The organism is Photorhabdus hainanensis (assembly GCF_018448965.1).
In the GTDB taxonomy this organism is placed as follows: Bacteria; Pseudomonadota; Gammaproteobacteria; order Enterobacterales; family Enterobacteriaceae; genus Photorhabdus; species Photorhabdus akhurstii.
Window position 1 is genome coordinate 21848 of sequence record NZ_RCWD01000042.1, and the last position, 23176, is coordinate 45023.

Consider the following 23176-nt stretch of genomic DNA (forward strand, 5'->3'; position numbering starts at 1 on the left):
TCACTATTCCCCTTAATCAACATCAACCATTACACGGCGTGTAGTATTGAGATCAGAAAGTAAAATTTCTGGCGTAACATCGAGCACATAAACATGAGTACCGTCTATGGCGGTTAATGTCCGGCTAAATTCATCACGCATATATAAATCAGTCCTGATAACTAACTCATCCCCCATTAACCAAGCTTGAGTATTAGCCGGTGCATTTTTTAGCTTAATTTTCCTTGCATTTTCAGGAGGTACACCATCAACAAATGCTTGAAGCTCTTTACTATACAAATCAATTTTTTGAGTTGGTATCAGTGTTCTTGCCGGAGTATTTGGGCTACGTTTAGGAATGCGTAAATCTAAGCGGTAATCAACACTGACTGTTTTTTTCTGTTTATCTGGGGTAGCTGTCACAACGTTGAGTGTTATCGGTGTTGGTAGCCCCTCTAAAGCAACTGTTACGTTACCGTTTACATAGTTAGAAAGTGGTTGGATAAACATAATCGGAGATTCCGATATGTAATCAACCTTCATTGCTTTACTGTTGGAATTTACCGGAGCAACTAATATTTTCCAGGGCTGACCTGTAATATCGGAAAAAGTAACTGTTGTTGTTACCCCTTTGTAAATCCTGACTTGAGGAATAGCAGAGCCAGCAGAGAGGCTTACAGTTTGACTACTTACCTTAGGGATCGGAGAATAAGACACTTCATTTACAGCTTCTTCAACATTATCCAATTTCTGTTTAATCGTCCTAATTTCCCCTGGTGTTATTGGCTCAACTAAAGACTGTAAATCTTCTGGTAATGGTGGGAGTTCTTCAACAGATTCTACTGGTACTTGTTGAGTAGGTGTATTGTGCTGTGCTTGTCTAACAACATCATCAGAAGAAGGTAAAGCTGTGGTTGGCCTCATTACTCCTGCCTGATTATCTTTTGAAGTATTACTATCAACCGCCTGAGTATCCATAGAAACAGAATCTTGAATCGATGGGACATTTGACTTTTGAACTTTTTCAGCACTTACACCAAAAGAAAACAAGGCAGAGAAGGCGATCACAATGTATTTTACTTTCATAAATATCGTCCTCGTATCAATCCGCTGGCGTTAAAACTACTTGGTTAACAGCTATCCCATTAGGTTTACTTTTGGTACTAACTCTTATTACTTGCACGTATGCGCTGTAATTGACGCTCCGATAGTTACCGCTTCCATTAACTTTTTGCATTATGATTGGGAACCTGAACTTCCAAGCAAAAACATCATTGGGCAACCTCCCCATTGTTGTTAAATTCCCCGGTGAAAAAAGTGTTTTGAGGTTTAAATGTTTTGTTTTTATCTCATTGATTAGCCCGCTTTTTTCCAAAGCGGTATAGAATGAATCATAACCTGCTTGCGTAAAATCTGGTTTGATTTTGGATAGCTGGTTATCGATGTGGACGAAGTTTAATTGTAGTGAATCACTTAAAGTTGATGCTGCGAATTTTTGAACCTCGTTTTCATCATAAACAGGTTCTTTTGTGGGAACCACAGGGAAAACATATCCTTCGCTGGTCGCAAAATACTCTCGCTCCTTATTGGCTAATTTTACAGAAAAGTAAATATTTGAAAGGATAGATATGAGTAATGCAATACTTAACAAAATACCGATCTTCAACCATGACCTATTAAGCTCTTTGATAACATTTTGAATAGTATATTGAATGACAGCAGCTACAATGTCTTTATTATCATTTTCCATATTAGCCCCTGGAGGTAAGTAGAATGACAGATATGGTTTTTACCAGGAATTTGAATTTTCTTAGAAAAACGCTAACTGACCAGAAAATTATTCAACGATACTTAACGGAATTTACCGATGATGAACTATACCATATGCAACAAAACATGAGCAACTTACTATCAAGATTAATTAAAGGTAGAAAGTCAAAACATGAGAAGTTAATCTCAATAAAAAATAAACTTATTGACAAATTAAAAAAAGAAGGAATGACAAATGATGAGATAGAAAATTTTATTACTGAACTCGTTATCACTGATATTGATAACACAAAAGATGTTGTCGAAAACAGAAGAAAATTCAATAAAAACAATAAGTTTCCCGTTAAATACAAGTCTGTCACTACAGACAAAAATGGGAATCAAAAAGTATATTCTTGGACAGGAGTAGGTAGGAGACCAAAATTTTTCAAAGATTTATCTGATGAGCAGTTAGAAAAATACAACATTTCACCAGGACAAAAAAATAAATTACCTATCATGTATAGGGCTGTAGAAATAAAAAATGGAAAAGAGATTGTACATACTTGGTCAGGCGTTGGTAATAGATCATCCTTTTTTTCTAATTTAACACCAAAAGAACTTGAACAGTACAAAGTTATCTAATTATATCAGCGTTGATTAATATAAAAAAGCACTAAATATCGTTCAAATCAAACACATTGCATTTAAATATATTACTATGTATTTCCCCGCATACACGGGGAAATACAGTCAAAGTGACCATGGAAAAGAAGAATCATCCTTAAATTTATCTTGGGTATTGACATTTATTGATTTATTTCCAGTACTTGGCAGATATTCACCATATTTACTATCAGGAATTTGGTCGGTTGCATATTTCCACGGATCTATTGAGGATGGTAATTTACCTCTAATATGACCGTCTATTTGATCCCTAGCTACCTGACAAGCCTTATCTTTTATTTTACCTAAAATATCATCAATAGAAGGAAATGTAGGGATTCTAATACTAACTGATAACCCGCCTAAACATTTTCCTAAATCATCACTGAAATCCTGGCTTTCATTCGCCATATCCTCAATCCTTTTCATTTCAGCTTCTATTGCCGCTTTCTGTGAGGCCAGTGCAATTTTACCCGCCGGGCAATCCAAATGCTTTGGTACTGAATTAGCATTTGCAGCCAACACATCACAAGGAAATATTTGTGCAAATAGTAAAGTAGCAAATACCGCAAACACTCCACACTTACATTTTTTGTTTTGCTGATCTTGTTTGTTTATTAACATGCTGCGCCTCCTGCTGCTGAGTATTTTTTTGATTGTTTTGATCTCTATCATTTTTAAATAATCCACCATAACCATTTTGATATTTTAGATCTTCATTAGTAAGCATCATCCCTCTAATTTCCTTTGAATCAGAGAGCTTATATTTTAATACTTTTCCTGACTTATCTATATTTCCGTATGCCATATAATTACACTGTTCATCTTTAAACCCCACAAATGTCGCATAAGTTTTATTGATGTTTTCCCTTTGCTTAGTTTGATTTATCGGCACAATAACATCATGGAAAACATCTGTTTGTCGGTCACGAACAACCCCTTGCAAATAGCCATCACGCCCAACAACAAGTACAGCATTTATCGGGGATGCCCCTGATGTTCCCTGCTCTACAAACACCATTTGCCCGGACAATCGACAAAAATCAGAAAGATTTGGTGGAGTCATTGGTTTTTTAACATCATCTGGAACAGGCTTTCCATTAGGATAAAACCAAACGTAATCCCCTTTGTATTTCTCAACATCATTACTTAAATTTGGTACTGTGTTATTTTTCGCGTAAAAAGAGTAAAGTTGTTCGTGTACTTTTTCCTGTATTTCTTTAAAAGTTTTAACATCATATCCTTTAAAATCTCTAGCGGGTATCGCTTCAGGGTTGTTATTAGTAGGTTTTGGATATTCAGGAATTACTTCCCAGGCATTTCTAATAGTTTCTATTTTTTCATATCCTACTATTTTATTTTTTTCATCTTTAATAGGTACACTAACAGTAACAGGCTTTCTTCCCAAATGTCTAATCTTAACCAAATCACCTTCTTTAGCATGAAATTCAGCTATAGCCCTAGGAAAATCTACCCCCCATAGTGTACGGGTAGGATTTCTCTCATTATCAGTCTTTAACACGATATAAGGACTAAATTTTTCACCTTCTTTAAATAAATACGGGGCATTGTCTACTTTAACCAACTCCCCTCTAATATAGCCATGTTGATCTACTGCTGTATCATCAGGTTCATTTTCTTTTTTATTATTATTTCCTACTATAATAGCATCTGTATCAAGGGAAAAATTATGATTATTGCTTTCATCTGGTTTACCCTGATAAAATTTATTTTCATCTGTTTTATTTTCTGTTTGTGAAGTATGAGAATCAACTAGTGATGTTTTTTTGTTTTGATATTCTTGTTTAAATTTTTCAAGCTCCACTTGTTGGTTTTTATCTGTTAGTGTGACTTTTAAATCATATTCAGCGATCAATGATAATGCTTTCTGTTTAAATTCATCACTACCAACAATTTTGAAACCACTTTTATGATGTAAGATTGCCGTTTGTAACGCAATTAACACCATATCATCCCGCTTTGACGCTTGTTCTGAAGCCATTCTGATAGACTGTCCATAATCGAAAAATGCTAACTCGTTATTAAAATAGTAGTTAGTTTTTTCTCCATCATAGTGGGTTGTAATTGCTTGCGCTAAAGCCTCTAAATCAAGCCTTTCTTTTGTCATAACTCCATTGTCAAAAGCAAAGCCATTTATCTCAGTTTGTTGCGCTTCCTGCATTGTTTCAGGCCCCCCTTCATTCTGAGGTTGAGGAGCTTCACTCTGTTTTCGGCCTGGCTTCGGTAAATATTTTGCTAGCCAATCCGGGGTGGAAAAACGAAAAACCTGATTATTTTCTTTCTGAGCTACCAACTGATAATTTCTGCCAGAGTTGTTATAAACATAAGCATTATCAGCAAGTTCTATAGCACGCTCCAAACGCATGAGCGTTTCAGGATAACGTCGTTCTATAGTATCAGGCAGAATGCCATGCCCCCCCCTTGCAACTCGCTCTAAAACACGTTCTTTTGCTATATCAGCCGAATCCAGGGCAACATATATTAAATTAACTTGATAACCCTGTTTTCTTGCTTCTTGCATCACCTTCATAGCGTAAGTGTCTCTATCTCCTTTACCTCCCAAGGTAGATTCAATACTGAAAGATTGATGATTTGTTAAGGCTTCTCGTACTTGCTGTATTGCTTCACGACCGCCGCCGAAAGTATTTGCTACCCCACTAGAAAGTAAGGGTTTCTGTGCGGTCAACACATCGGCGTTAATTACTTTTACTTCATCATTTTCAAAGATTCTTTGTTGAATTGTGGATTTACCTGCACCATTAATGCCAGCAAAAACCCACAATGTAGGGCTGTTATCCATGTTACTAATCTCTATTAATCGTTGGTTAATACGGCCTTACCTGAATTTCATTGCCTTGTTCATCACGTTTGAACACAAATTTTTTACCGTCTGGGTATTCACGAATAAAGTAATCCTTCGGGATATCATGCGTTCTGTAGACAATAGATTGACCTTCGTCAAGTAGTTCATTAGCGATTGCATCAGGATTTCTATTCAACGCCTTTATGCGTTCTTCCGGTGTTGGATATTCTGACCAATTAATAGTGTTTCGTTTCTGCATAACCTACCTCTCTATTTATCAATTTTTTCTCATCCACCAAGGGCGCCCTGTTAAGTGATTACCTCTCAACCAACAACGGGCTTTACCGAATAATAGGGACAAGGACAGTTTTTTGTAATTAAGTATCATCAGAAATACTAACCAAAAAATGACCAAAAAGGCATGTATAAAGGTCATATGAAAGAACCAGGTAAAAATTAATAAATACCACCCCCACGATACACCAAATATCTTCATAGGCTTGGCAGCATTTCTCCATCTGTTAATTTCCATAAGTGCCATCCTCTAATTTTCTGAAGTCTTTCATTGTTCCGGCTACTTCGATCATGTCTTGCTTTGAAATTAATCCTTCCTGATAATCCTTAAAAGCTTTTTGTGGTATTGTTTGGCCGGATTTAGCTAAGTCACGGTCTATTATTTTCCCCCATTGATAGTAGGGTTCTTCTAATAATTTGTTTTTATATTCTTGATCAAAAACAACAAGTTCCCTGACAGCAATACGTTTACCATCCAGGCTTCTAATTAACTTTTGAACAACAATATATTTAATCGCTTTAAGCAAAGAGTAAGCTATCGCCTCTCTATATCCAGCCGGATACATGAATAGTGAACGCGGGAAGGCTTCTCCTACACTGCTTATGTGCAGCGTTCCCATACAAAAATGGCCGGATTCACCGGCCACCAAAGCAGCTTCAAATGCCTTAGCCTCTAATAGTTCACCAATACCGATGATTTTAGGGGCTCGTCTTAACGCTGATAGAGAAAGGCCATCAGCAAAACTGGGGATATCAACCCCCACTTCCGACTGAGCCGGTTCTGGTGCTATCCAGTCCTTACCGCCAAGTAAATATTCTACCGGATGTTCTAAAGTGATTATTTTTCGGTCAATGAAGTTTTCCCCGGAATGCTGAAGAGTTGCCGCCATTAATGTACTTTTACCCGAACCTGTTTGCCCTCCGATCAAACCTAATCCAGAAGCCGGTAATAAATTTTCCTCTAATTCTTGCTCTAAATTAAGAGATTTTAATTTAGGTATATGGCTGTTCAGCACACGTAAAGTAGCTGAAATTACGCCACTATTTCCATTAACAGTAGCTTGGGTAAAATTCACTCTGAAACGGCAAACTTCACCTTTTTTTAAACCATAAGGATCTTCTTCTTGCCCTTTAATTTGAAAGGTTGTGTTGTGGATTTTGCCTTGTCTTAGGTTACCTCTGATATGATCTCCCCACAATTCAGAAACAATTAAATCCATTCTGTTTTGTAAAAGGTTGAAATTAGGCGTTACACAAATTTGCCGCCCATAACGCTCGCCCCATATCTTAGCCCCTCCCTGCAATAAGATATCTGAAACGTCGTTTCTAGCGCATTTCACCAAGAAAGATTTAACCCCTTCCACTGAAGGCTGTTGCTTTAGCACCAAATTAGCTATGGCGCCACTTATTTGATTGTCGGTTTCCATTTGCTTTTATTTAGCTCCAGAGTCGCTTTGCTTTCAATTTTCTTAACTTCGTCACCTAATATCATGCGTTCGTCTGAACCTGTGACTGTTAGCGTTCTCTGTGAAATTATAGGTGGTTTAATCATGTTTAACTGTAATAATGTTGAATAACGCAACATACCATTATAATCACGGGTTAATCGATTAAAATTAGCCCGTAAAACATCGTCTGCATTTTCACGACCTTTCACCCAACCGGCTATGATTCCTTTTTTCCAAATATCACGTTCCGCAGAATTTTTAGGTAATACAGCCCGTTCCGGTGGCTCTATAGCACTACTATAAAGTCCAACTTTAAGGTATTGCCGCCAAGAAGGGGGATTACTAACAAATCGAGCTGGTTTCAGGATTTCATAGACTTTAACCCCTGTTCTCATCTGTTCATCAGTAATATGAGCAACGTCCTTCACTTCGACAATAACAGGCGGAGCATAGCTTTCAGGACTGATTAAAGGCTCAAATCGATACATCATATCGAGTGTAGACGCATATTTTTCTAAAACGTTTAAAAGCTCTACGGAACGTTCCTCTTTACCACCTCGAAAACCGATAGTTTCAGCAACTTCTTTTAACATTGAGTAACTAACATCATCAACATCACTACTGCTATTTGGTGATAAATAATCACTTATAGGTTTAGCCTTTGGCGCTAAATCTTGCTCATGACTCTGTGCTACAGCTAATGAGCTAAAAAATATTGGAAGTAATATAAATAATTTTTTCATAACTTACCGCCATTGAGCATTTTTAGGCGTTTTGGTGTTCCCTCTATAATGCAAAATGATCGCATCAGTGCGATCTTCTATTATCCCCCTATATCCAGTTTGCTCCTGTATTAAATTAATAACAGAATAATAAGAAGCATTTACGACATTGATATTAGTAGGAAGGGGCAAACTTAAACCCTGAGTTGAGAATTTCTTACCTCTTTGTTTAGCAAGTTGAGCTAAAAGCTCCTTAGCGTCACCTTGCCAATCAACACGAATATGTTGGGCATCATTCATAATGACAGTAGGTAATTTAAAGTTAGTTCGATTTATAGCGCCAGCCTGATAAAGTTCGTCCTGCGCCAGCTTAATAGTTATAGCTTGTTTGCTTAACTCATCATAGACAAGTTGGTCTGCACTAATTTCTTTATCTAACTTTTTATTAGCACAACCCGCCAATAATATACTGATAAAAATAATAATTTTTTTATTGTGCATAAATAAGCCCCAGAAGTAGTATTACTTGTAGCTTAAATGTACACCATTATTATTGTTTTGCAATTGTTGATTTATATTTTTTTGATCTTCATTTTTCATATTTTGACCATCTATATCATATTCTATAGAAACATGAGAAAGTTGTTTATAGTGAGATTTATACTGTTCAGCAACCTTATAACAAGCAGCTTTAAAATCGTCACTACCCATTGCTTTAATACGGCTTGTATCACCTTTTAAAGCAAGTCCAACTGCTGCAACTTTATGTTGTTCCTGAGCATTGGAGCGAGTGAAAATAATTCTTCCCCGATCAAGTAAAATTGGATCATTTGTAGCTGAATCACGATAAACAATAGATCCATCTTTTAGTAACTCTGGTTTCAGCCCAAATGATTCTGAATTAGCCGGAACAACTTCACCCCGACCATAACAAATAATGGCATTTACGGCTGAATCTCTGGTTTCACCAAACTTAGACATAACAGCCTCTTGATGATGTTTTTTCTTAGCCTGTGAGTAATACCAGCCCCTTAATTGTGATAAAGCCGCTGCATCACCAGATAACGCTTCATTTTCTACCCATTGACAGTAAGTTAAACAAGGGTTAGCCGCATAAAAACCGTTGCGTGATTCACTCTCTGCCAATTTTAATGCTGAGATTTGTTTGTATCGCTCAAATTCACATAAATTATAGAATTGTCTCCTTACTACAGGGTCAGAATATGTAGCCTTTATCGTGCGTTTCATGCTTCTTACATGAGCATGTATAGCTTTCATATTCTGGCTAAATTCATTCTTATTGAAAGGATAAAGAGGTAAGTTAGATTTATATTGTTCGTAGCGCCCTCTGAGCAATAAACGTTGAGCTAAACGCGCTGAGCGTTTCTCTTTTCTTAGGTCCACTTCCCCGATTGAAAGGTAAGATGAATATCCTTGCCCTAAGTCATGCTTCATACTAAGTTTTTCAATAGTTGGAGGTTCAAATACACCAAAACGCAAACATAAATTATCGTACTCATCATGCTGGCTTTTAAACAAATTTCTCCAATTTACAGAGATTTGTTCCGGTTCACCTTTGTTATAGGTTAAAAGCAATCCTCCAGCATGTTTACTAGGCTCTAAAGTGAACCCTGCTCTAGCAAATATGCGATGTACATCTTGCCAAGAATTAGCAGATTTAAGCCCATATTTGAACTCATCTAATAAAGTCTTCTTACTTCCGTCAAAGTGCTCTACAACCTCATTTTGAATATAACTATAAAGCGATTGCATACCTGTATAACGCTCTTTTTTATAAGCATTTTCAGGTTTAGTTACCTCTGCATTACGTGAACGATTTTGGTTACGTACAACATTACCAAGTTCATCGACGATATAAGCCCCTGCATCATGTTTAAAGCCATACTGAAGCTCTAAAATACGGCAAGATTTATGCAAAATTTCCTGTGAATACGTAGCCTTATTAACCCGTAAAGTCAGTGGATTTACACGGTTAACAGCTATGTGAACGTGAATATTGTCTGTGTCTCTATGAATAGCGGCCATGTACTGATGATCTTTCATTCCCAAAGCTTCAAGCGTAAATCTTGCCGATTCGAAAATTTGTTTTTCAGTAGGAGTTTCATCAGCTTGCCAGGACAATACATAGTGCATTATAGGATGTGAACATCTGACAGCTTCTTGTGCTGTAGCTTGCATTGAAATGGCGGCATTTTGAAAATCACAATCAAGATTGTGAATGATAGAAATTCCATCAACACTAACCATACTTGTATCATCAAAATAGGAAGAAAATTCAATAACATTCTGATTTTTTCTAACAAGGTAGTTAGCCAGGTTTTCAACATAGTTTAACGTAGAAGAATGCAGATCACTCAGGTCGTCTGATTGACCTGCATTCTTTGTACTTATGTATGAAATCAAACGTTGTATGCCTTCTTTTCCTGGCGCTTGATTTTTGTTTTTAATAATTTTAGGTATCATCTTGTTCTATTTCAGAAATCAATAGATTTGCCGCCTCTTTAAGTAAATACAAAACTTCTGAATACTCCTTATCACCAACCTTTTTACCCTCATTAAAAAGATGCTTTTGCAAGGCCGCCACTCGGTTTATCTGAGCTAACGCCTTATATTGGCTACGATTTACTATCTTTCTAGAAAGTCCTGTTTTGATAAGGTATGAACTGAGAGAAAGACCAGTTAAAGACGCTTTTTCTTTTAGCCTTTCTTTAACTTCACTTGTACATCTCAAAACTATTACTGAGTCTGTTTTTCTACTTTCGCTCTTACTCATAATTCTCCGGGTGTCGGGGCTCGCCCTGACCTTGTAGTCTTGTATATATTGCTTTAGCGGTATATACAAGGCACATCCTGTTATATCTTTAGCTATCTTATAACGATTTTAACTTTTTAGCTGTCTTATAGCTAGAAAAAATAACAAAAAAGTATTAATATTTGAACAAACAGACAGTACATAGGAATTAAAATGAGAGAAAAAAATCAATTTTATTCACTTGAAAAATTAGAACAGATCACTGCTGAATTAAATAAGCTACCTGACCTATCAACTCAAAGACTGGTCAAAGACGAAGCCCTTTCAATGTTAAAAGATACAATATTGACTTTAAAAAAAGATAAAGGATATACGATTACAGAACTTTTAGAAAAATTAAAGGAATTAGGTATGAGTGATCTTACCCAAAAAGATATCAAATTATTATTTGAAACTAAGAAAAAAACAAGACAAAACAGACCTAATAGCAACCAAACTAACTCACCAACTAACCAATAGCACCACCTCCAAAAAACTTATCCATAAATCCACATGGAAACCAATCAATGAAGCTAGGCAGCTAACCAGCGGCCTAGCAGACACAAGCTAAAAATATTCTCTACAATGCAACTTTTACTTATGGATTCGAAATATCCGAAAAACGTAGGGAAAACGCATCGAGCCTTTTCCCTACGTGCGGCTAAACAGTTACCCACCGCAACGCAAAATCGCAGGTACGGCTTCGCTACGCTATCGCCTACCCGTACGCTACGGCTTTTCGCCCTTTTTGGGGGCGAAAAGCCTGCTCGATTTTGCTTATGCCGTGGATAACTAGCCGCCTTTTAACTGCACCGCTTTAGCGTCCTTTCGTCTCCGACCGTTCAACACCTCTACCGCTGTTATATCGTGCCCTTAGTTCGCTTCGCTCACGGCTTATTAGGACGGGGGGTATCGAGGTTCTCTATTTCGCTCTCAGTCGCATTACTTGCCCTTCGCTTACGCTCTTGGGCTAATAATGCTCCGCTTCGGGGCGCATCAGCTCCTGGCTCTCCCTGGAGTATTCTTTCGCCCCTTATATTTACTTCCTAAAGTAAAAGACCACCTCCCTAGGAGGTGGTTTAAGGATGACAATAAAAAAACTTATGGCGTTTCTTCTAACAGAAGGCACTATTAGACATATTCCTTTGACTAAAAATAATAGATATCCTAAGATGCTATGCTTCTATCAGACTTCGCATATTTATAACATCAAAGAAAATCTCTCTTCCTTCAATCATTAATGAACGATAATTCTTCTCCTATTTTTACTAATTTTTCGTAGAATTTTAACAAATTGTTTAAACTCCTTTCCTTGCATTGCTGGTATAGTTACACGCTCACCCTTTACGATGCTATCTATGATTGCTATCATATTTTTTGACATTGAATTAACCTATTACTTAACTTGATGTTTGGTATAAGGGGGGCAATCCCTTATACCACCTAATTTATTTTCAGTTGATTTGTTTAGCAAAAATACCAAAATAGTTTTGATTTATATAATTTACTTTTCTTAAATTTTTCAACGGCTTCATTCTCATTTTTTGCTATTATTGGTTGTGTAGAACAATCAACCATTTTACCTTCAAAATTCTTACCTAAAAAATAAACTTTATATTGATTCATTCTTATTACTCCTGCCATATAGCATTAATGATAGGTTTACCGTTTTGCCACATTTGTTACTCCCACCCAAGGAATAAAATCAAGAAAAAACAATATTTCAAGAAAAAACTCAATATATTCCCCCCTACGTTCAAGCGGATACTTTGATGAATAAAGGATATAAATAAAGGGCATTTTAAGCCCTTTATTTATTATAAATTTTTAATTTGTTCTTTAACCACTCTAGCTGCATGTAATGCGTTTGGAGTTATTTTTCTAACCCATGCTTTTCTAGTAGGACTCCACTTGATAGCATTTTTTTTCAAAACCTCTCTTACTTCATCTCCTGGTTTACCTTTAAAAATAAACATTATTCTATTTTCTTTGTTATCTATAATAAACGTAAATTTATTATATTCTTCTTTTACTTCCTCCCTATCCTTTCTGTTTTCTAATACTGAAATACGATTTTTAATTCTATTAATTTCTGCATTATTATTTTGCAATGAATAACTAGCAAAGCCTTTTTTTCCTAAAAAACCACCTTTTACTAATTCGCTTGCATCTTTTTCTGACATTCCTAATTCTATAATCTCATTTACTTTTTCTTCATCTGATTTATTGGTTCTAATGATTTTATTACATTCTTTCATTAACTCTTGACTTTTGACACAATTATCTAATTTATCTTTAAGTTTTTTTATAGCATTAGGATCATCACTTGATATTCCTCCGCTACCAACTTTTGACGCCTTATCTTCGTAATAATTAGCTTTATCTAGTAATTTAAATGATTTACCAAAAGTATTATGTATTTTATTTCGATAGTTACGATCTTTTTTTTCGCTATAGTGGCCAATTAAAATTGGCTGCCCGAATGGGATCAAAGAAGCCATATCTTTTGCTCTGTTATAATAACAGCTACTTTCACTTTTTGCTTTATCTGCTAATTCTTTATATCTTTCCCGGCGAGCTTGTAATTTCATTTCATAAGAGTTTAACTCTGGCTCCGGTTGTTGTTCAATTTCATAATAATTTGATTTCTGCTCTGATTGCTGTCCATTAAGTGGCTTAGTTTGTGAAATATGAAAAACTGTCGTTATTTTTGTTTTCAATACGCTTATTTCTTCCCCTGTTTCCTTATCTTTTATCTTACATGGAATACGAGTTATTACCTTAACCCCTTTTTCTCCTTTTATGACAACTCTGTTTATTGCTTTCCAAGCCTTAAAAGTCAATACATTAACTCTCGGCTCAATATCACTTTCAGGAATACCAATTAAAATAAAACCCTCATAAATAGCTTTATAATTTGCCTCAGAGTTATTTGTTAACGCTCTTTCTAATGCTTCTTGATAAGATTTATTTTTTTCATGTTTCACTTTTTAGCTCCGGCCGTATGGCGTTAATAATGGGTAGCCCCGTTTCGTTGTGCTTATTATTCCCCATTTAGGGAACTGAGTCAAGGAAAAATAATATTCCATATGCTTAAATTAATCGCTACCTTTGATAATAGCATTTTAATTGAAAAGGTTTTATGCCGTAGGCATGTAAGGGGCGAAAGAATACTCCAGGGAGAGCCAGGAGCTGATTCGCCCCGAAGCGGAGCATTAATTAGCCCAAGAGCGTAAGCGAAGGGCAAGTAATGCGACTGAGAGCGAAATAGAGAACCTCGATACCCCCCGTCCTAATAAGCCGTGAGCGAAGCGAACTAAGGGCACGATATAACAGCGGTAGAGGTGTTGAACGGTCGGAGACGAAAGGACGCTAAAGCGGTGCAGTTAAAAGGCGGCTAGTTATCCACGGCATAAGCAAAATCGAGCAGGCTTTTCGCCCCCAAAAAGGGCGAAAAGCCGTAGCGTACGGGTAGGCGATAGCGTAGCGAAGCCGTACCTGCGATTTTGCGTTGCGGTGGGTAACTGTTTAGCCGCACGTAGGGAAAAGGCTCGATGCGTTTTCCCTACGTTGACGGTTTTTCTAGTATAACTTTAATGTCAAATTTTCCTGTTAAATCTTTAAATGGTAATCTATTAAAATCAATATTCTCTAATTTATCAAAAAAATATTCTTTTTTATCGACTAAATATCTTTTTTGTTTTATTCCTTTAGCTTTTTCTGAAATTAATGGATCAGTTCGTTCAAATTTCAAAAACCGTAAATGATAACGATTACCATCATAAAACACTTGAAATGTACGTGAAAAGCGATTTCCTGTAGATTTACTAAATAGCAATTCTTCATTATCTATTTTTAAGTCAAAATCTAATATTTTCATATTCTTACTCTAACTTTAAGGACGGATGTTCACCCCTAAGTAATACTAGATATTCATACTCTAATTTACTTAATAACTTTCTCTTGACAGAATTATTACTCTTACGGTTATACCATGTTTTAAGAGCAATTCCCAATAGATCAGCCATTTCTTGATCTGAGAAACCTAATTTATCCTGTGTTTCTATTAAAAACGCATGAGTAATATTTTGATATTTAGTAACCATTTTATACCCTTATCTTTCTTCACATAGAAAGAAGGGGGCTTATATGCCCCCTTCATCAATACGTTAAGCCCACGATGAATAATAATATTCTTTTCCTATATCCGTTTTATAGGCGTTTTCATATTCCTCTATTCTTATACAAGGGACATTACTACACTCTTTAACTTGTCTCTTAAGTGGTTGACCGATAAATTTATTCATTAAAGGCTTCTTACTTCCTGACATAGAAGTTTTATAACTAGTTATTTCAGAGTCAATCTGTTTTACAACAATTGTTTTTTTACCGTGTATTGATACTACTTGATAAAAAGCTACATTTGTCTGTTCATAACCATAAGAAGAACAAAAAACATCACCAACCGAAACTGTTCCATTACGAAAAACTAGTATGTGCATATTTTATCTCCTGCCGTATGGCATTAATGATGGGTCTCCCCGTTTCGATATTGACATTATTCCCTTGATTGGGAATAATGTCAATATTTTTTACATTTTAAGTGACTCTAATAACCAGCGATTTTTGTTATTTTCGTCTAGTTGACTGTACGCTAGGATTGCAGCTTTCAAGATCATTGTTTTGTTTTGCCCGGTTCTATGAGAATCATCCTCAAGCAGCTCAATAACAGCTTTTGGCAAACGAAATGTTGAAGGTATTAATTTTCCGCTGTTTGGTCTTTTATCACCATCATTGATAAAACGTGATGTTTGACCTTGTTTACCTTCGTTGTTAACAGCTTCGGTTGAAAGTATAGATGGTTTTTTTAACTTCATGCTCATGTCAATCTCAATATAATGTAAGTACAATATACATACATCGTACTATATTTTTTATCGTATGTACATCGTATGATTACTGTATTCAAATTAGATTAATTTCCTGAGCTATCAACTCTATTTGAGCTTTTGCAGCCCCTAGACTACTAGCTCTATCTACCTCATGAACCCCTGCGCCAACATTTACTGCGTTCTCAAAAATATCGAAATCTGATATTCTATTTTTAAGTGGCTGAAGCCAAATATCATCCTCTTTTAGCTCATTTTCTAATGATATTGCATCCGGTATTTTATGGGGTTTTATCCTGGTCATTACCACGTGGGCTTTTAAGTTTGGATTACCATGTTTCACCTGTGCAGTTCTAACTGTTTCAGTTATATTAGTTAGTGTATTCTTTTCTAACAAAGAAGACGGCTTAACTAACGTTATCAATGTGTCAGCTACCGTTAATGTACTTCTAAATTCAGAGCTGTCATGCCCAGGACAGTCAACAATCAGCACATCACACATTTTTTTTAATCTTCTGATTTCATTACTAACATTACCGTATGCTTCATAAATAGGGATAGGTGCAAGACCGTTCTTTTTCCTATATCCATCCCAAACAAATAGATCTCCATTTTTATCCGTCTTTAACATGATTACACATTTTCCTTTACTCAATAACATAACAGCCATATTTATTGCTGTTGTAGTTTTCCCTACACCACCTTTATCAGATGCAAACGCTAGAATCATAATTACCTCACGTTAATCTCAACCTACAAATCACATACAAAAGCAATACTAAGTATGTACACAAAACCCAATAGTATGACCATTGTACATACACAAACGTATGTACAACATATTTACAATATGTGTTTTTATATCACGACCGCAGTACAATGTAAATACAAATTTGTAATGCTATAGAACATACAATGTAAATACAAATTGGTGATGTATTGTCATTATCAATACAACATAATACATAGGGGCTAGTTTGGATATGGTAAAATATTGTACTGTAAGCCTATTTGTCGCTTGTCCGGCATTCCTCCCAATGCCATAACCTAAATTAATCCGTTACGTGTTTCCACTGGAAAAATTATAATGCTAATGTATGCATACATTAGCATTATAATATACACAGAACAAGCTCTGACCAGGTAACTCATCGCACTGACGATACGGAGTGTCGAATTGTGTCCATTTAGTTGGGAGTATATCAATACTGGTTGAATAATGTGCTAAACGTACAATAACTTCCAAATTCCAAGCCGCTCCCAGTAAGGCTTGCTCAGGTTATGTATTAATGCTAATGTATGCGTACACTAGCATTAATTAAGACAAATTTACATGGAAGAATCAGCAACAGAGCAGGCAAGAGCCTTTTTTTACATGAACGAATGCTACACGGCGGAGAAACTGAAGGAGGATTACCATGCCGAATTTGCAAAATACAGTAACGACAGTTGGAAAGCGCCGCAGCGTGCGGCCCGCCTCGCTGCGGCGGTAAAGCGTTACAAAACGTCTGAAATGCTGCGATTCATCTTAGACACCGTTGCGCCGGAAGTTGATCCAGATTTAACCCCGCTGGTCGTGAAGCGGCTATGTAACGCGCTGTTCGGCAGGACGGGGAGCCAGGCAATTATCGTTTCCGTCTTCGGACAGAAGGGCCGCATTCATCGCAGTACTGACAGCGCTCCAGATGTCATAGAACAGGTTGCAGCCAGATATCGCCCCGCCGCACAACGCTACTGGATAACCACCCTGGCGAATATTGAGAGAGTCAAGCGCGGTTATCAGGCGAAAATTAGGGAGTCCAAAAATGCCGAGACCGGGACGGGATGACCCACCTCTTAACGCTAATGTACGCATACATTAGCATTAATGTTTAAACTGAAGATAGGGGTTTCGGGAGCAATGGAGCAGTAAACGGGGTCTGAGTTGAGTAGACCCCCTAAACACCGTTAAGTGGTCAATTTAAATAGCCAAAAACAAGAGATTTGGACAAGCAAAACAAAAAACCCCGGCATAAGCCGAGGTTCTTCGGGTTGTTTGGTTTAGCGGGACGGTTTGTTACGCCATTGACCCGGCACCATGCCGATTATCATTTTAAGCTAATCCTACGTATACGCCCATAAGTAGAATCAACCGATCCGCTCACGCTCAGATTTATGCGGCTCGTTTTAATCAGATTGATGGTAAAATATACCTAACTATTTTGTCAATAAAAAAGAGCTATGTAAGTACCTGAGTCAGGCGACATTGCAGGCAGCTAATGACTGCATCAGATGCTATATTCATCTCTTTTGGTCTAGAAACATTCACGACTGAAAGATTTGGTAGCGAGGGGACGGTTGAGTAGACCCGCCAGTTACTCAGACGGGTCTACTCAATCCAAACCACTTTATCAATATTTTTATTCATCGTTATCTTCTCGTTTCATAATGAAGCCAGTATTTTATAAACAGTCGAACGACCTATCTTCAATTGCCTGGTGATCTCAGTCGCCCCCACTCCCTGACTGCGTAGTGCGCGAACCTTGCCCCTATCCACTGTTTGCTTACGCCCAAATTTGACCCCTTTGTTTCTGGCTTCTAAACGGCCTTCATTTGTACGTTCAAGTATCCTTTGACGTTCAGCCTGAGCTACAGCTGACAAGATTGTAACTATCATTTTACCCATAGTACCCTCTGTACTGATCCCGTCATCTAAAAAACGGATTGCCACGCCCATATCATCAAATTCCTTAATGAGTTGGATCATGTCGGCTGTATCACGACCCAGCCGATCAAGTTTTTTTACAAGAATGATGTCACCTTCTTCTACCTTAAACCGAAGCATTTGTAGTCCTTCGCGGTTCACATTGCTACCGGATACCTTATCGGTAAAAATGCGGTCCGCTCTGACACCTTCGGCCTTGAGCGCTTTCACTTGAACATCAAGGGATTGCTGACTTGTAGAAACGCGGGCATAACCAAAAGTTCTCATTGCAAAAAATGTCTCCTAAATCGATTTGTAGACTGGGTGTCTACTAAGTCGGGGATTTGCGATTTAATAGACAGTTTAGATAGGGCATTTTATGTTGTCTATAAATTTATAATATTTGAGACATAAAAACGAACATTGTTCGTTCTGGATATTGCGTTCGTTTATATTGCTGTGTATAATTTGGACAATCAAATATGTTGGAGTATTGAAGATGACTGAACAAATTGTTTCAATTCAAGATCGTGTCAATGAGATATGTAATGGCATGTACAGTAGAGGAATAAAACCGAGTGTCCGTCTCGTGCTTGCTGAATTACCAGATGTCAGAAGTACATCGACTGTTCACAAATATTTTGCAAATTGGAAAAATGAACTGGAAGCAAATCAACAGTCTCTATATGAACGTTTGGGATTTTCATCCGAATTTACTCAAAGTTTTATGAGAGAGATAACGCGATTTAGCGTTGAAGCGGAGCAACGTTACAAAGAACAAGCTCAAGATGCGAATGAACAACGTGATCATGCTGTAGCCGACTTAGCGCAGTCAGAAGAAAAACTGTGCAAGCAAAATGCTGTTGTTTCTCAGCAAGAGAAAACAATTAAGGAATTGCAAACTGAATTAGCAAAAGAGAGAGAGGCCCATGACGCAACAGTAAATGAAATTAGACAACAGCTTTCTCATGTATTAGAGGAAAACAAAATACTTCATTCAACTGTAGTTGAGTTGAATAAATCTATAGCAAGTTACGAGTCTGCTATTGCTGGGAACGAAAAACTTATACAAAGTCTAGATTCTCATCAAGAGTCAATGACTAAACGTAATGATGAACTTGTTGCAGAGAATAAGTCTCTTAATTCAACTGTAGTTGAATTGAATAAATCTATAGCAAGTTACGAGTCTGCTATTGCCGGAAACGAAAAACTTATACAAAGTCTAAATTCTCATCAAGAGTCAATCACTAAACGTAACGCTGAACTTGTTGCAGAAAATAAATCTCTTAATTCAATTGTAGTTGAATTGAAAGATAAGCTGATTACTCAAATCGAGCGGGAAAATGAAAAGCTTGAATTAGCCAATAAGACCTTGGGAAAAAAAGACTAAATTGGGATAGAAAGTATAGTGAAATGCCTATTTATATTGAAAGCACCGGCCTTAGCTTGAAATCGTCATCATAGACAGCCTAGGTGTACCTTTGCTGAACACATTACTGAAACATGGTAGCTAATGCGCCTTGCTAAATATTTCCTCCATGCAAGTATTAATTTACAAATAAGATGTGTTAAATATTTATTTAAATAATATCCCATTCGTGTTAAGTAAAAGGATAAGAAGGAATTTTTTCATAGAAATAAGATGATAGAATTTATTCTTCACTAAATACATGTGTTTCAAGTGAACATGTTTTTTGCTCATGATGAGTATATTCCTTAGAAAATTCAGCTCTGTTCCAAAGGGAGGAGTGATCATAAATCCAAATATAATAAAATGATTGTGAGGAATTTTAGGTGGAACTTAATGCTGAATTATCAAAAATCCATCATGACTTTTTATATTTTATTCACCAAAATTCGCTATTTTGCTAATGATTTGATATTGTATAGGTGTATTTTATGTTATAAAATATATTTTTAGGGTTAAATGTATAATATATTTAAATTAATAGTGAAAATAACTAACATATAGTAATGTTATATTGAAATTATAATCAATAAGTAAAATTTTATACAATGTTAAATATTAACATGTTGAAGATATTTAAAGGAGATCTCGTATAAAATGACGAGCCTCATTTGAAATTTATAAACATAATTACCTATTACGTTGTAAAAGTGGTAACCTTATATAGAATTTATTCTAGTTTTACAGCTTAATCATGATGGGTGAAATTATGAATGATAAAAGTATGAGTTTCTCTGTAAATAAAGATTTGGATGTTCGTTCAAAAAGCTTTGACGCCTTCATTTCTTACATGGAAAATAGCAACGATTTTTGGTTGATAAAAGACAACGAATCTCGATTTGTCTATATTAATGATGTTACGCATTATTACAGTGGACTTCCTACAGGCTTTAATATAGAAGGTAGGCTTGATAGTGAATGTCCGGCGCCGTGGGCTGAATTTTCAGATATTATACAAGCCAATGATAAAAACGTAATGACTAGTCAAAAAACTATTCCAGTATTAAACACCTTTACTTATGGCGGGAAAGAAAAAATGATCCAGCCGTTTCTAGTTGACATTACACCGCTAATGAAGGATGGAAAATGCATTGGGGTTGTTGGTCACGGCAAAAAACTAGAAATTTATTCCATGTATCATTGTGAAAATAATAGACATCCCGATTCATTAACTTTTGGCACACCAGATTTATTTACTGACAGAGAATTCGATATAGTATTTTTTGCTTTGCAATCGTTAAGTGCTAAAGATATAGCAAAAAAATTAAATATTTCATATAGAACGGTACAAAGTAGGCTATATATAATTTATCAGAAAATAGGGATAAATTCATTAAGCCAGTTAAAGGAATATTGTAGGGGGAAGGGGTATGATAACTATGCTCCTACTAGATTTCTTAACCCCAATCCTTATATACCTCTAGCATAAATACGCAACAATATACCATAAGGGTTCTGCCAAGTAGAACCCTTAAAAAGTTGAAGTTTATTTTAATTTATATCTGCTAGGCCATATTTCGCAAGGCTCACAATTCAAAGCGGTAGCAATAAGTTGTTCACCTTTAGGCCACGAGCGATGTAATGCATTACTTAACGTGGATGATGCAAGTCCTGCTTCTCTTGAAACCGCTGATAACGATGTGCCTCGTTTTCTAAGTCCCGCAATGATATCAGCAGGGTGCCAATCGTCTTTTACAATCATTCTTTCGTCTCCTTTCAGTTTGGTTATTCAAGGTACTATTCATATTAATATTTTTATATTGTTACAGTTTTTATTTTCCCTGAGTCCGTCCTGATGCGGAATGTCAAAAAATAAATATAAAAAATTAACTTTAATGTTCAAAAAACTAAGTTATTTTTGGAAATGTTAGAAGCGCATTAAATGCTTTAACGAAACTCTTTAAATAAACCCTCCAATTATAGAGAGGAATGCTAGAAAATCATGTTGTTTATCCCATATAATTATGAATATGAAATATTTGTTTTAGACTTTCAGATCTGATACTATCGTTTTAGAGTATATTTTTTCGGTTCTGAAATATACTAGCCTCAAAAATTGATTTATGAGAGGATATAAATCGTCGTCTTTGGGGATTAAACATGCTAAAACGTTACATGCTCGTCCTATATCTCTTGCTTCAATAATAAGATCTAGAAGATCTGTTTGAATTGTGTTATCGTACTTAATCGCCATAATATATCTACGTTACGGATTTATAGTGGTAGAGGGGGTATATGGTTTATGGAGTATGCCCCCTCGTATATTTACAGCCTGTTATAGATGGAATGCCTCATTATCATGAAGTTTTTAATTGATTGGCATAAACTTTTGCCAAAACTGCTGATAACCTAAGTCCGTCAATTATCTTATTATCCTTTGAATAATTTTCATATATCTTTATTTCTTCAAGTATATTTAGTGCAAAATTATTAACAGCATCAGATTGTATTTGATTATATATAGCATTCGTATCAATTTTGCTTAAAATATAATCACTCTTATTTTCTTTTGTTGTTTTCTGAATAACAATGCCCCAACATATATTTTCAATTCCGCTATCCCAATTACCATCTATAGAACAAGTTCTATATAAATCTATTTCTTTATGGGTCGCGAAAATGGCTTCTTCACTAAACTTATAGATATTAAATCCTACTTCTGGGCTGTATGAAAAATATCCTGCCCCAGTGGCTAGACTTAACTCAACTATTTTTTTCAAATTATAATCGTTTTTATCAGTCATTTAAGTTACCTAATTTTTTATTAAATAACATGTATGGGAATGAAAGATTCTTTCTAGATTCGGAATAGCTCAGAGGATAAATTTGAATTGGTACATGATGAAAGCTCCATTCAGTGGTTTTTTTACCACCTTGAGTTCTCACTCTCAAAGGTGGTAACCCAGACGGGAGTGAGAAACCGGCCTGAATGACACCGGCCAACCTATTCGGTTGCCCCGCCTGAGTCACCATAATCGATGCTCTCAGGCTGTGCGCAAAAAAAAACACGCATTGGCGTGTTGCGCCATTCAGGGTAGTTCGGATTCTCACGTCCGGTTACAGATTTTGCTGTAACTAAGCAACTTTACATTGAACTGATAACTATCGTCAATAAAAAATTTAATTCGAGTAAATATGAAGCTACTAACGCTCCATGTGATTATGAATTGACTATCTTTTTTTGTAATTGAGGTGTGAAGTGCTCATTGGTACGGAAACTTACGCTAAACGAAATAATGATCGGATAGCGGAGATAATTGTCGGCTTTTTATCACTATAAAAACTACCATTTTGGCTCAAAAATGTATTGAAATACTTTGTATTATTTTTGTAAATACATTATTGTTATTACAGTGTATGGTTAATGTATTAATGAAATGTGTTTACATTGGTTAATATGTCTTAATTTGTAATAACAATTTGTTATTTCTTTTTTTAGGCTTGGAATTTGGAAATTATTGTACGTTTAGCACATTATTCAACCAGTATTGATACACTCCCAACTAAATGGACACAATTCGACACTCCGTATCGTCAGTGCGATGAGTTACCTGGTCAGAGCTTGTTCTGTGTATATTATAATGCTAATGTATGCATACATTAGCATTATAATTTTTCCAGTGGAAACACGTAACGGATTAA

The 23176-nt window shown here is 36.0% G+C and carries 26 protein-coding genes; 5 read left to right on the top strand and 21 right to left on the bottom strand.

Annotation, left to right across the window (positions count from 1 at the left end):
• Positions 1-12 precede the first annotated feature (12 nt).
• The gene (locus EAE92_RS20025; RefSeq protein ID WP_214069358.1) at positions 13-1065 is read right to left on the bottom strand and encodes a DotH/IcmK family type IV secretion protein; all 1053 of its coding nucleotides are present in this window, start codon (positions 1063-1065) and stop codon (positions 13-15) included.
• A gap of 16 nt (positions 1066-1081) precedes the next feature.
• Positions 1082-1729 (bottom strand): DotI/IcmL family type IV secretion protein, encoded by a 648-nt coding sequence (locus EAE92_RS20030; protein WP_214069359.1) that lies wholly within the window; start codon positions 1727-1729, stop codon positions 1082-1084.
• A gap of 23 nt (positions 1730-1752) precedes the next feature.
• Here EAE92_RS20030 and EAE92_RS20035 point away from each other — a divergent pair, with 23 nt between their 5' ends.
• Positions 1753-2373, top strand: coding sequence for a hypothetical protein (locus EAE92_RS20035; protein WP_214069360.1), 621 nt, complete (start codon positions 1753-1755; stop codon positions 2371-2373).
• Between the two features lie 108 nt (positions 2374-2481).
• Here EAE92_RS20035 and EAE92_RS20040 read toward each other — a convergent pair whose 3' ends face one another.
• Genes EAE92_RS20040 through mobA form a run of 9 tightly spaced genes read right to left on the bottom strand, consistent with a single transcriptional unit; the run spans position 2482 to position 10476 of the window.
• On the bottom strand, positions 2482-3018 hold the full coding sequence (locus tag EAE92_RS20040) for a hypothetical protein (protein WP_214069361.1): 537 nt from the start codon (positions 3016-3018) through the stop codon (positions 2482-2484).
• On the bottom strand, positions 2978-5215 hold the full coding sequence (locus tag EAE92_RS20045) for an LPD7 domain-containing protein (protein ID WP_214069362.1): 2238 nt from the start codon (positions 5213-5215) through the stop codon (positions 2978-2980). The genes EAE92_RS20040 and EAE92_RS20045 overlap by 41 nt, the downstream gene beginning before the upstream one ends.
• A gap of 25 nt (positions 5216-5240) precedes the next feature.
• Positions 5241-5477: a hypothetical protein gene (locus EAE92_RS20050; protein ID WP_214069363.1), complete on the bottom strand. Its 237-nt coding sequence runs from the start codon at positions 5475-5477 to the stop codon at positions 5241-5243.
• An 18-nt stretch (positions 5478-5495) separates the two neighbouring features.
• The gene (gene icmT, locus EAE92_RS25470; protein WP_422616069.1) at positions 5496-5759 is read right to left on the bottom strand and encodes an IcmT/TraK family protein; all 264 of its coding nucleotides are present in this window, start codon (positions 5757-5759) and stop codon (positions 5496-5498) included.
• A complete protein-coding gene (gene traJ / locus EAE92_RS20060; RefSeq protein ID WP_214069365.1) occupies positions 5740-6939 on the bottom strand; it encodes a plasmid transfer ATPase TraJ in 1200 nt (399 codons plus the stop codon). The genes icmT and traJ overlap by 20 nt, the downstream gene beginning before the upstream one ends.
• A complete protein-coding gene (locus tag EAE92_RS20065) occupies positions 6918-7703 on the bottom strand; it encodes a type IV secretory system conjugative DNA transfer family protein (protein ID WP_214069366.1) in 786 nt (261 codons plus the stop codon). Before EAE92_RS20065 ends, traJ begins: the two co-directional genes overlap by 22 nt.
• Before the next feature lie 3 nt (positions 7704-7706).
• Positions 7707-8183 carry a DotD/TraH family lipoprotein gene (locus EAE92_RS20070; protein ID WP_214069367.1) on the bottom strand — a complete coding sequence of 159 codons (477 nt, stop codon included), beginning with the start codon at positions 8181-8183 and terminating at the stop codon, positions 7707-7709.
• Positions 8184-8204: 21 nt separating this feature from the next.
• Positions 8205-10166 carry a TraI/MobA(P) family conjugative relaxase gene (gene traI / locus EAE92_RS20075; protein ID WP_214069368.1) on the bottom strand — a complete coding sequence of 654 codons (1962 nt, stop codon included), beginning with the start codon at positions 10164-10166 and terminating at the stop codon, positions 8205-8207.
• Entirely contained in the window at positions 10156-10476 is a 321-nt protein-coding gene (gene mobA / locus EAE92_RS20080) for a plasmid mobilization protein MobA (protein ID WP_214069369.1), read from the bottom strand. Before mobA ends, traI begins: the two co-directional genes overlap by 11 nt.
• A gap of 192 nt (positions 10477-10668) precedes the next feature.
• On the opposite strand from mobA, the gene EAE92_RS20085 reads away from it, so the two are divergent.
• A complete protein-coding gene (locus tag EAE92_RS20085; RefSeq protein ID WP_214069370.1) occupies positions 10669-10974 on the top strand; it encodes a mobilization protein MobC in 306 nt (101 codons plus the stop codon).
• 987 nt (positions 10975-11961) lie between these two features.
• Here EAE92_RS20085 and EAE92_RS20090 read toward each other — a convergent pair.
• The 7 genes from EAE92_RS20090 to EAE92_RS20120 all read right to left on the bottom strand — a co-directional run bounded on the left by EAE92_RS20090 (position 11962) and on the right by EAE92_RS20120 (position 16113).
• A complete protein-coding gene (locus EAE92_RS20090) occupies positions 11962-12120 on the bottom strand; it encodes a hypothetical protein (RefSeq protein WP_214069371.1) in 159 nt (52 codons plus the stop codon).
• A 191-nt stretch (positions 12121-12311) separates the two neighbouring features.
• Complete coding sequence (locus EAE92_RS20095) at positions 12312-13481, bottom strand: DUF3560 domain-containing protein (protein WP_214069372.1); 1170 nt, start codon at positions 13479-13481, stop codon at positions 12312-12314.
• Positions 13482-14059: 578 nt separating this feature from the next.
• Entirely contained in the window at positions 14060-14374 is a 315-nt protein-coding gene (locus EAE92_RS20100) for a hypothetical protein (protein WP_214069373.1), read from the bottom strand.
• 4 nt (positions 14375-14378) lie between these two features.
• A complete protein-coding gene (locus EAE92_RS20105; RefSeq protein ID WP_214069374.1) occupies positions 14379-14600 on the bottom strand; it encodes a hypothetical protein in 222 nt (73 codons plus the stop codon).
• A gap of 63 nt (positions 14601-14663) precedes the next feature.
• The gene (locus EAE92_RS20110) at positions 14664-14996 is read right to left on the bottom strand and encodes a hypothetical protein (protein WP_214069375.1); all 333 of its coding nucleotides are present in this window, start codon (positions 14994-14996) and stop codon (positions 14664-14666) included.
• 90 nt (positions 14997-15086) lie between these two features.
• The gene (locus EAE92_RS20115; RefSeq protein ID WP_214069376.1) at positions 15087-15377 is read right to left on the bottom strand and encodes a stability/ partitioning determinant; all 291 of its coding nucleotides are present in this window, start codon (positions 15375-15377) and stop codon (positions 15087-15089) included.
• Between the two features lie 82 nt (positions 15378-15459).
• Positions 15460-16113: an AAA family ATPase gene (locus EAE92_RS20120; protein ID WP_214069377.1), complete on the bottom strand. Its 654-nt coding sequence runs from the start codon at positions 16111-16113 to the stop codon at positions 15460-15462.
• Between the two features lie 603 nt (positions 16114-16716).
• Between EAE92_RS20120 and EAE92_RS20125 the strand changes: the two genes are divergently transcribed.
• Positions 16717-17211, top strand: coding sequence for a hypothetical protein (locus EAE92_RS20125; RefSeq protein WP_246545312.1), 495 nt, complete (start codon positions 16717-16719; stop codon positions 17209-17211).
• A gap of 594 nt (positions 17212-17805) precedes the next feature.
• On the opposite strand, the gene EAE92_RS20130 is transcribed toward EAE92_RS20125, so the two are convergent.
• A complete protein-coding gene (locus tag EAE92_RS20130; RefSeq protein WP_214069378.1) occupies positions 17806-18354 on the bottom strand; it encodes a recombinase family protein in 549 nt (182 codons plus the stop codon).
• 211 nt (positions 18355-18565) lie between these two features.
• On the opposite strand from EAE92_RS20130, the gene EAE92_RS20135 reads away from it, so the two are divergent.
• Both EAE92_RS20135 and EAE92_RS20140 read left to right on the top strand, forming a co-directional pair.
• Positions 18566-19456: a DNA-binding protein gene (locus tag EAE92_RS20135; RefSeq protein WP_214069379.1), complete on the top strand. Its 891-nt coding sequence runs from the start codon at positions 18566-18568 to the stop codon at positions 19454-19456.
• A gap of 787 nt (positions 19457-20243) precedes the next feature.
• On the top strand, positions 20244-20963 hold the full coding sequence (locus tag EAE92_RS20140) for a helix-turn-helix transcriptional regulator (protein WP_214069380.1): 720 nt from the start codon (positions 20244-20246) through the stop codon (positions 20961-20963).
• A 57-nt stretch (positions 20964-21020) separates the two neighbouring features.
• Here EAE92_RS20140 and EAE92_RS20145 read toward each other — a convergent pair whose 3' ends face one another.
• Together EAE92_RS20145 and EAE92_RS20150 are read right to left on the bottom strand one after the other, a co-directional pair.
• On the bottom strand, positions 21021-21236 hold the full coding sequence (locus EAE92_RS20145) for a helix-turn-helix domain-containing protein (protein WP_214069381.1): 216 nt from the start codon (positions 21234-21236) through the stop codon (positions 21021-21023).
• A gap of 595 nt (positions 21237-21831) precedes the next feature.
• Positions 21832-22278, bottom strand: coding sequence for a hypothetical protein (locus EAE92_RS20150; protein WP_214069382.1), 447 nt, complete (start codon positions 22276-22278; stop codon positions 21832-21834).
• Positions 22279-23176: the final 898 nt, after the last annotated feature.

Coding starts and splice junctions, on each gene's coding strand:
- EAE92_RS20135 (WP_214069379.1), top strand. CDS start 18,566: ATGACTGAACAAATTGTTTCAATTCAAGATCGTGTCAATGAGATATGT.
- EAE92_RS20150 (WP_214069382.1), bottom strand. CDS start 22,278: ATGACTGATAAAAACGATTATAATTTGAAAAAAATAGTTGAGTTAAGT.
- EAE92_RS20090 (WP_214069371.1), bottom strand. CDS start 12,120: ATGAATCAATATAAAGTTTATTTTTTAGGTAAGAATTTTGAAGGTAAA.
- EAE92_RS20085 (WP_214069370.1), top strand. CDS start 10,669: ATGAGAGAAAAAAATCAATTTTATTCACTTGAAAAATTAGAACAGATC.
- EAE92_RS20110 (WP_214069375.1), bottom strand. CDS start 14,996: ATGCACATACTAGTTTTTCGTAATGGAACAGTTTCGGTTGGTGATGTT.
- icmT (WP_422616069.1), bottom strand. CDS start 5,759: ATGGCACTTATGGAAATTAACAGATGGAGAAATGCTGCCAAGCCTATG.
- EAE92_RS20045 (WP_214069362.1), bottom strand. CDS start 5,215: ATGGATAACAGCCCTACATTGTGGGTTTTTGCTGGCATTAATGGTGCA.
- EAE92_RS20140 (WP_214069380.1), top strand. CDS start 20,244: ATGAATGATAAAAGTATGAGTTTCTCTGTAAATAAAGATTTGGATGTT.
- EAE92_RS20030 (WP_214069359.1), bottom strand. CDS start 1,729: ATGGAAAATGATAATAAAGACATTGTAGCTGCTGTCATTCAATATACT.
- EAE92_RS20050 (WP_214069363.1), bottom strand. CDS start 5,477: ATGCAGAAACGAAACACTATTAATTGGTCAGAATATCCAACACCGGAA.
- EAE92_RS20105 (WP_214069374.1), bottom strand. CDS start 14,600: ATGGTTACTAAATATCAAAATATTACTCATGCGTTTTTAATAGAAACA.
- EAE92_RS20145 (WP_214069381.1), bottom strand. CDS start 21,236: ATGATTGTAAAAGACGATTGGCACCCTGCTGATATCATTGCGGGACTT.
- EAE92_RS20065 (WP_214069366.1), bottom strand. CDS start 7,703: ATGAAAAAATTATTTATATTACTTCCAATATTTTTTAGCTCATTAGCT.
- EAE92_RS20035 (WP_214069360.1), top strand. CDS start 1,753: ATGACAGATATGGTTTTTACCAGGAATTTGAATTTTCTTAGAAAAACG.
- EAE92_RS20025 (WP_214069358.1), bottom strand. CDS start 1,065: ATGAAAGTAAAATACATTGTGATCGCCTTCTCTGCCTTGTTTTCTTTT.
- EAE92_RS20120 (WP_214069377.1), bottom strand. CDS start 16,113: ATGATTCTAGCGTTTGCATCTGATAAAGGTGGTGTAGGGAAAACTACA.
- traJ (WP_214069365.1), bottom strand. CDS start 6,939: ATGGAAACCGACAATCAAATAAGTGGCGCCATAGCTAATTTGGTGCTA.
- EAE92_RS20115 (WP_214069376.1), bottom strand. CDS start 15,377: ATGAGCATGAAGTTAAAAAAACCATCTATACTTTCAACCGAAGCTGTT.
- traI (WP_214069368.1), bottom strand. CDS start 10,166: ATGATACCTAAAATTATTAAAAACAAAAATCAAGCGCCAGGAAAAGAA.
- EAE92_RS20130 (WP_214069378.1), bottom strand. CDS start 18,354: ATGAGAACTTTTGGTTATGCCCGCGTTTCTACAAGTCAGCAATCCCTT.
- mobA (WP_214069369.1), bottom strand. CDS start 10,476: ATGAGTAAGAGCGAAAGTAGAAAAACAGACTCAGTAATAGTTTTGAGA.
- EAE92_RS20070 (WP_214069367.1), bottom strand. CDS start 8,183: ATGCACAATAAAAAAATTATTATTTTTATCAGTATATTATTGGCGGGT.
- EAE92_RS20125 (WP_246545312.1), top strand. CDS start 16,717: ATGGAAGAATCAGCAACAGAGCAGGCAAGAGCCTTTTTTTACATGAAC.
- EAE92_RS20100 (WP_214069373.1), bottom strand. CDS start 14,374: ATGAAAATATTAGATTTTGACTTAAAAATAGATAATGAAGAATTGCTA.
- EAE92_RS20040 (WP_214069361.1), bottom strand. CDS start 3,018: ATGTTAATAAACAAACAAGATCAGCAAAACAAAAAATGTAAGTGTGGA.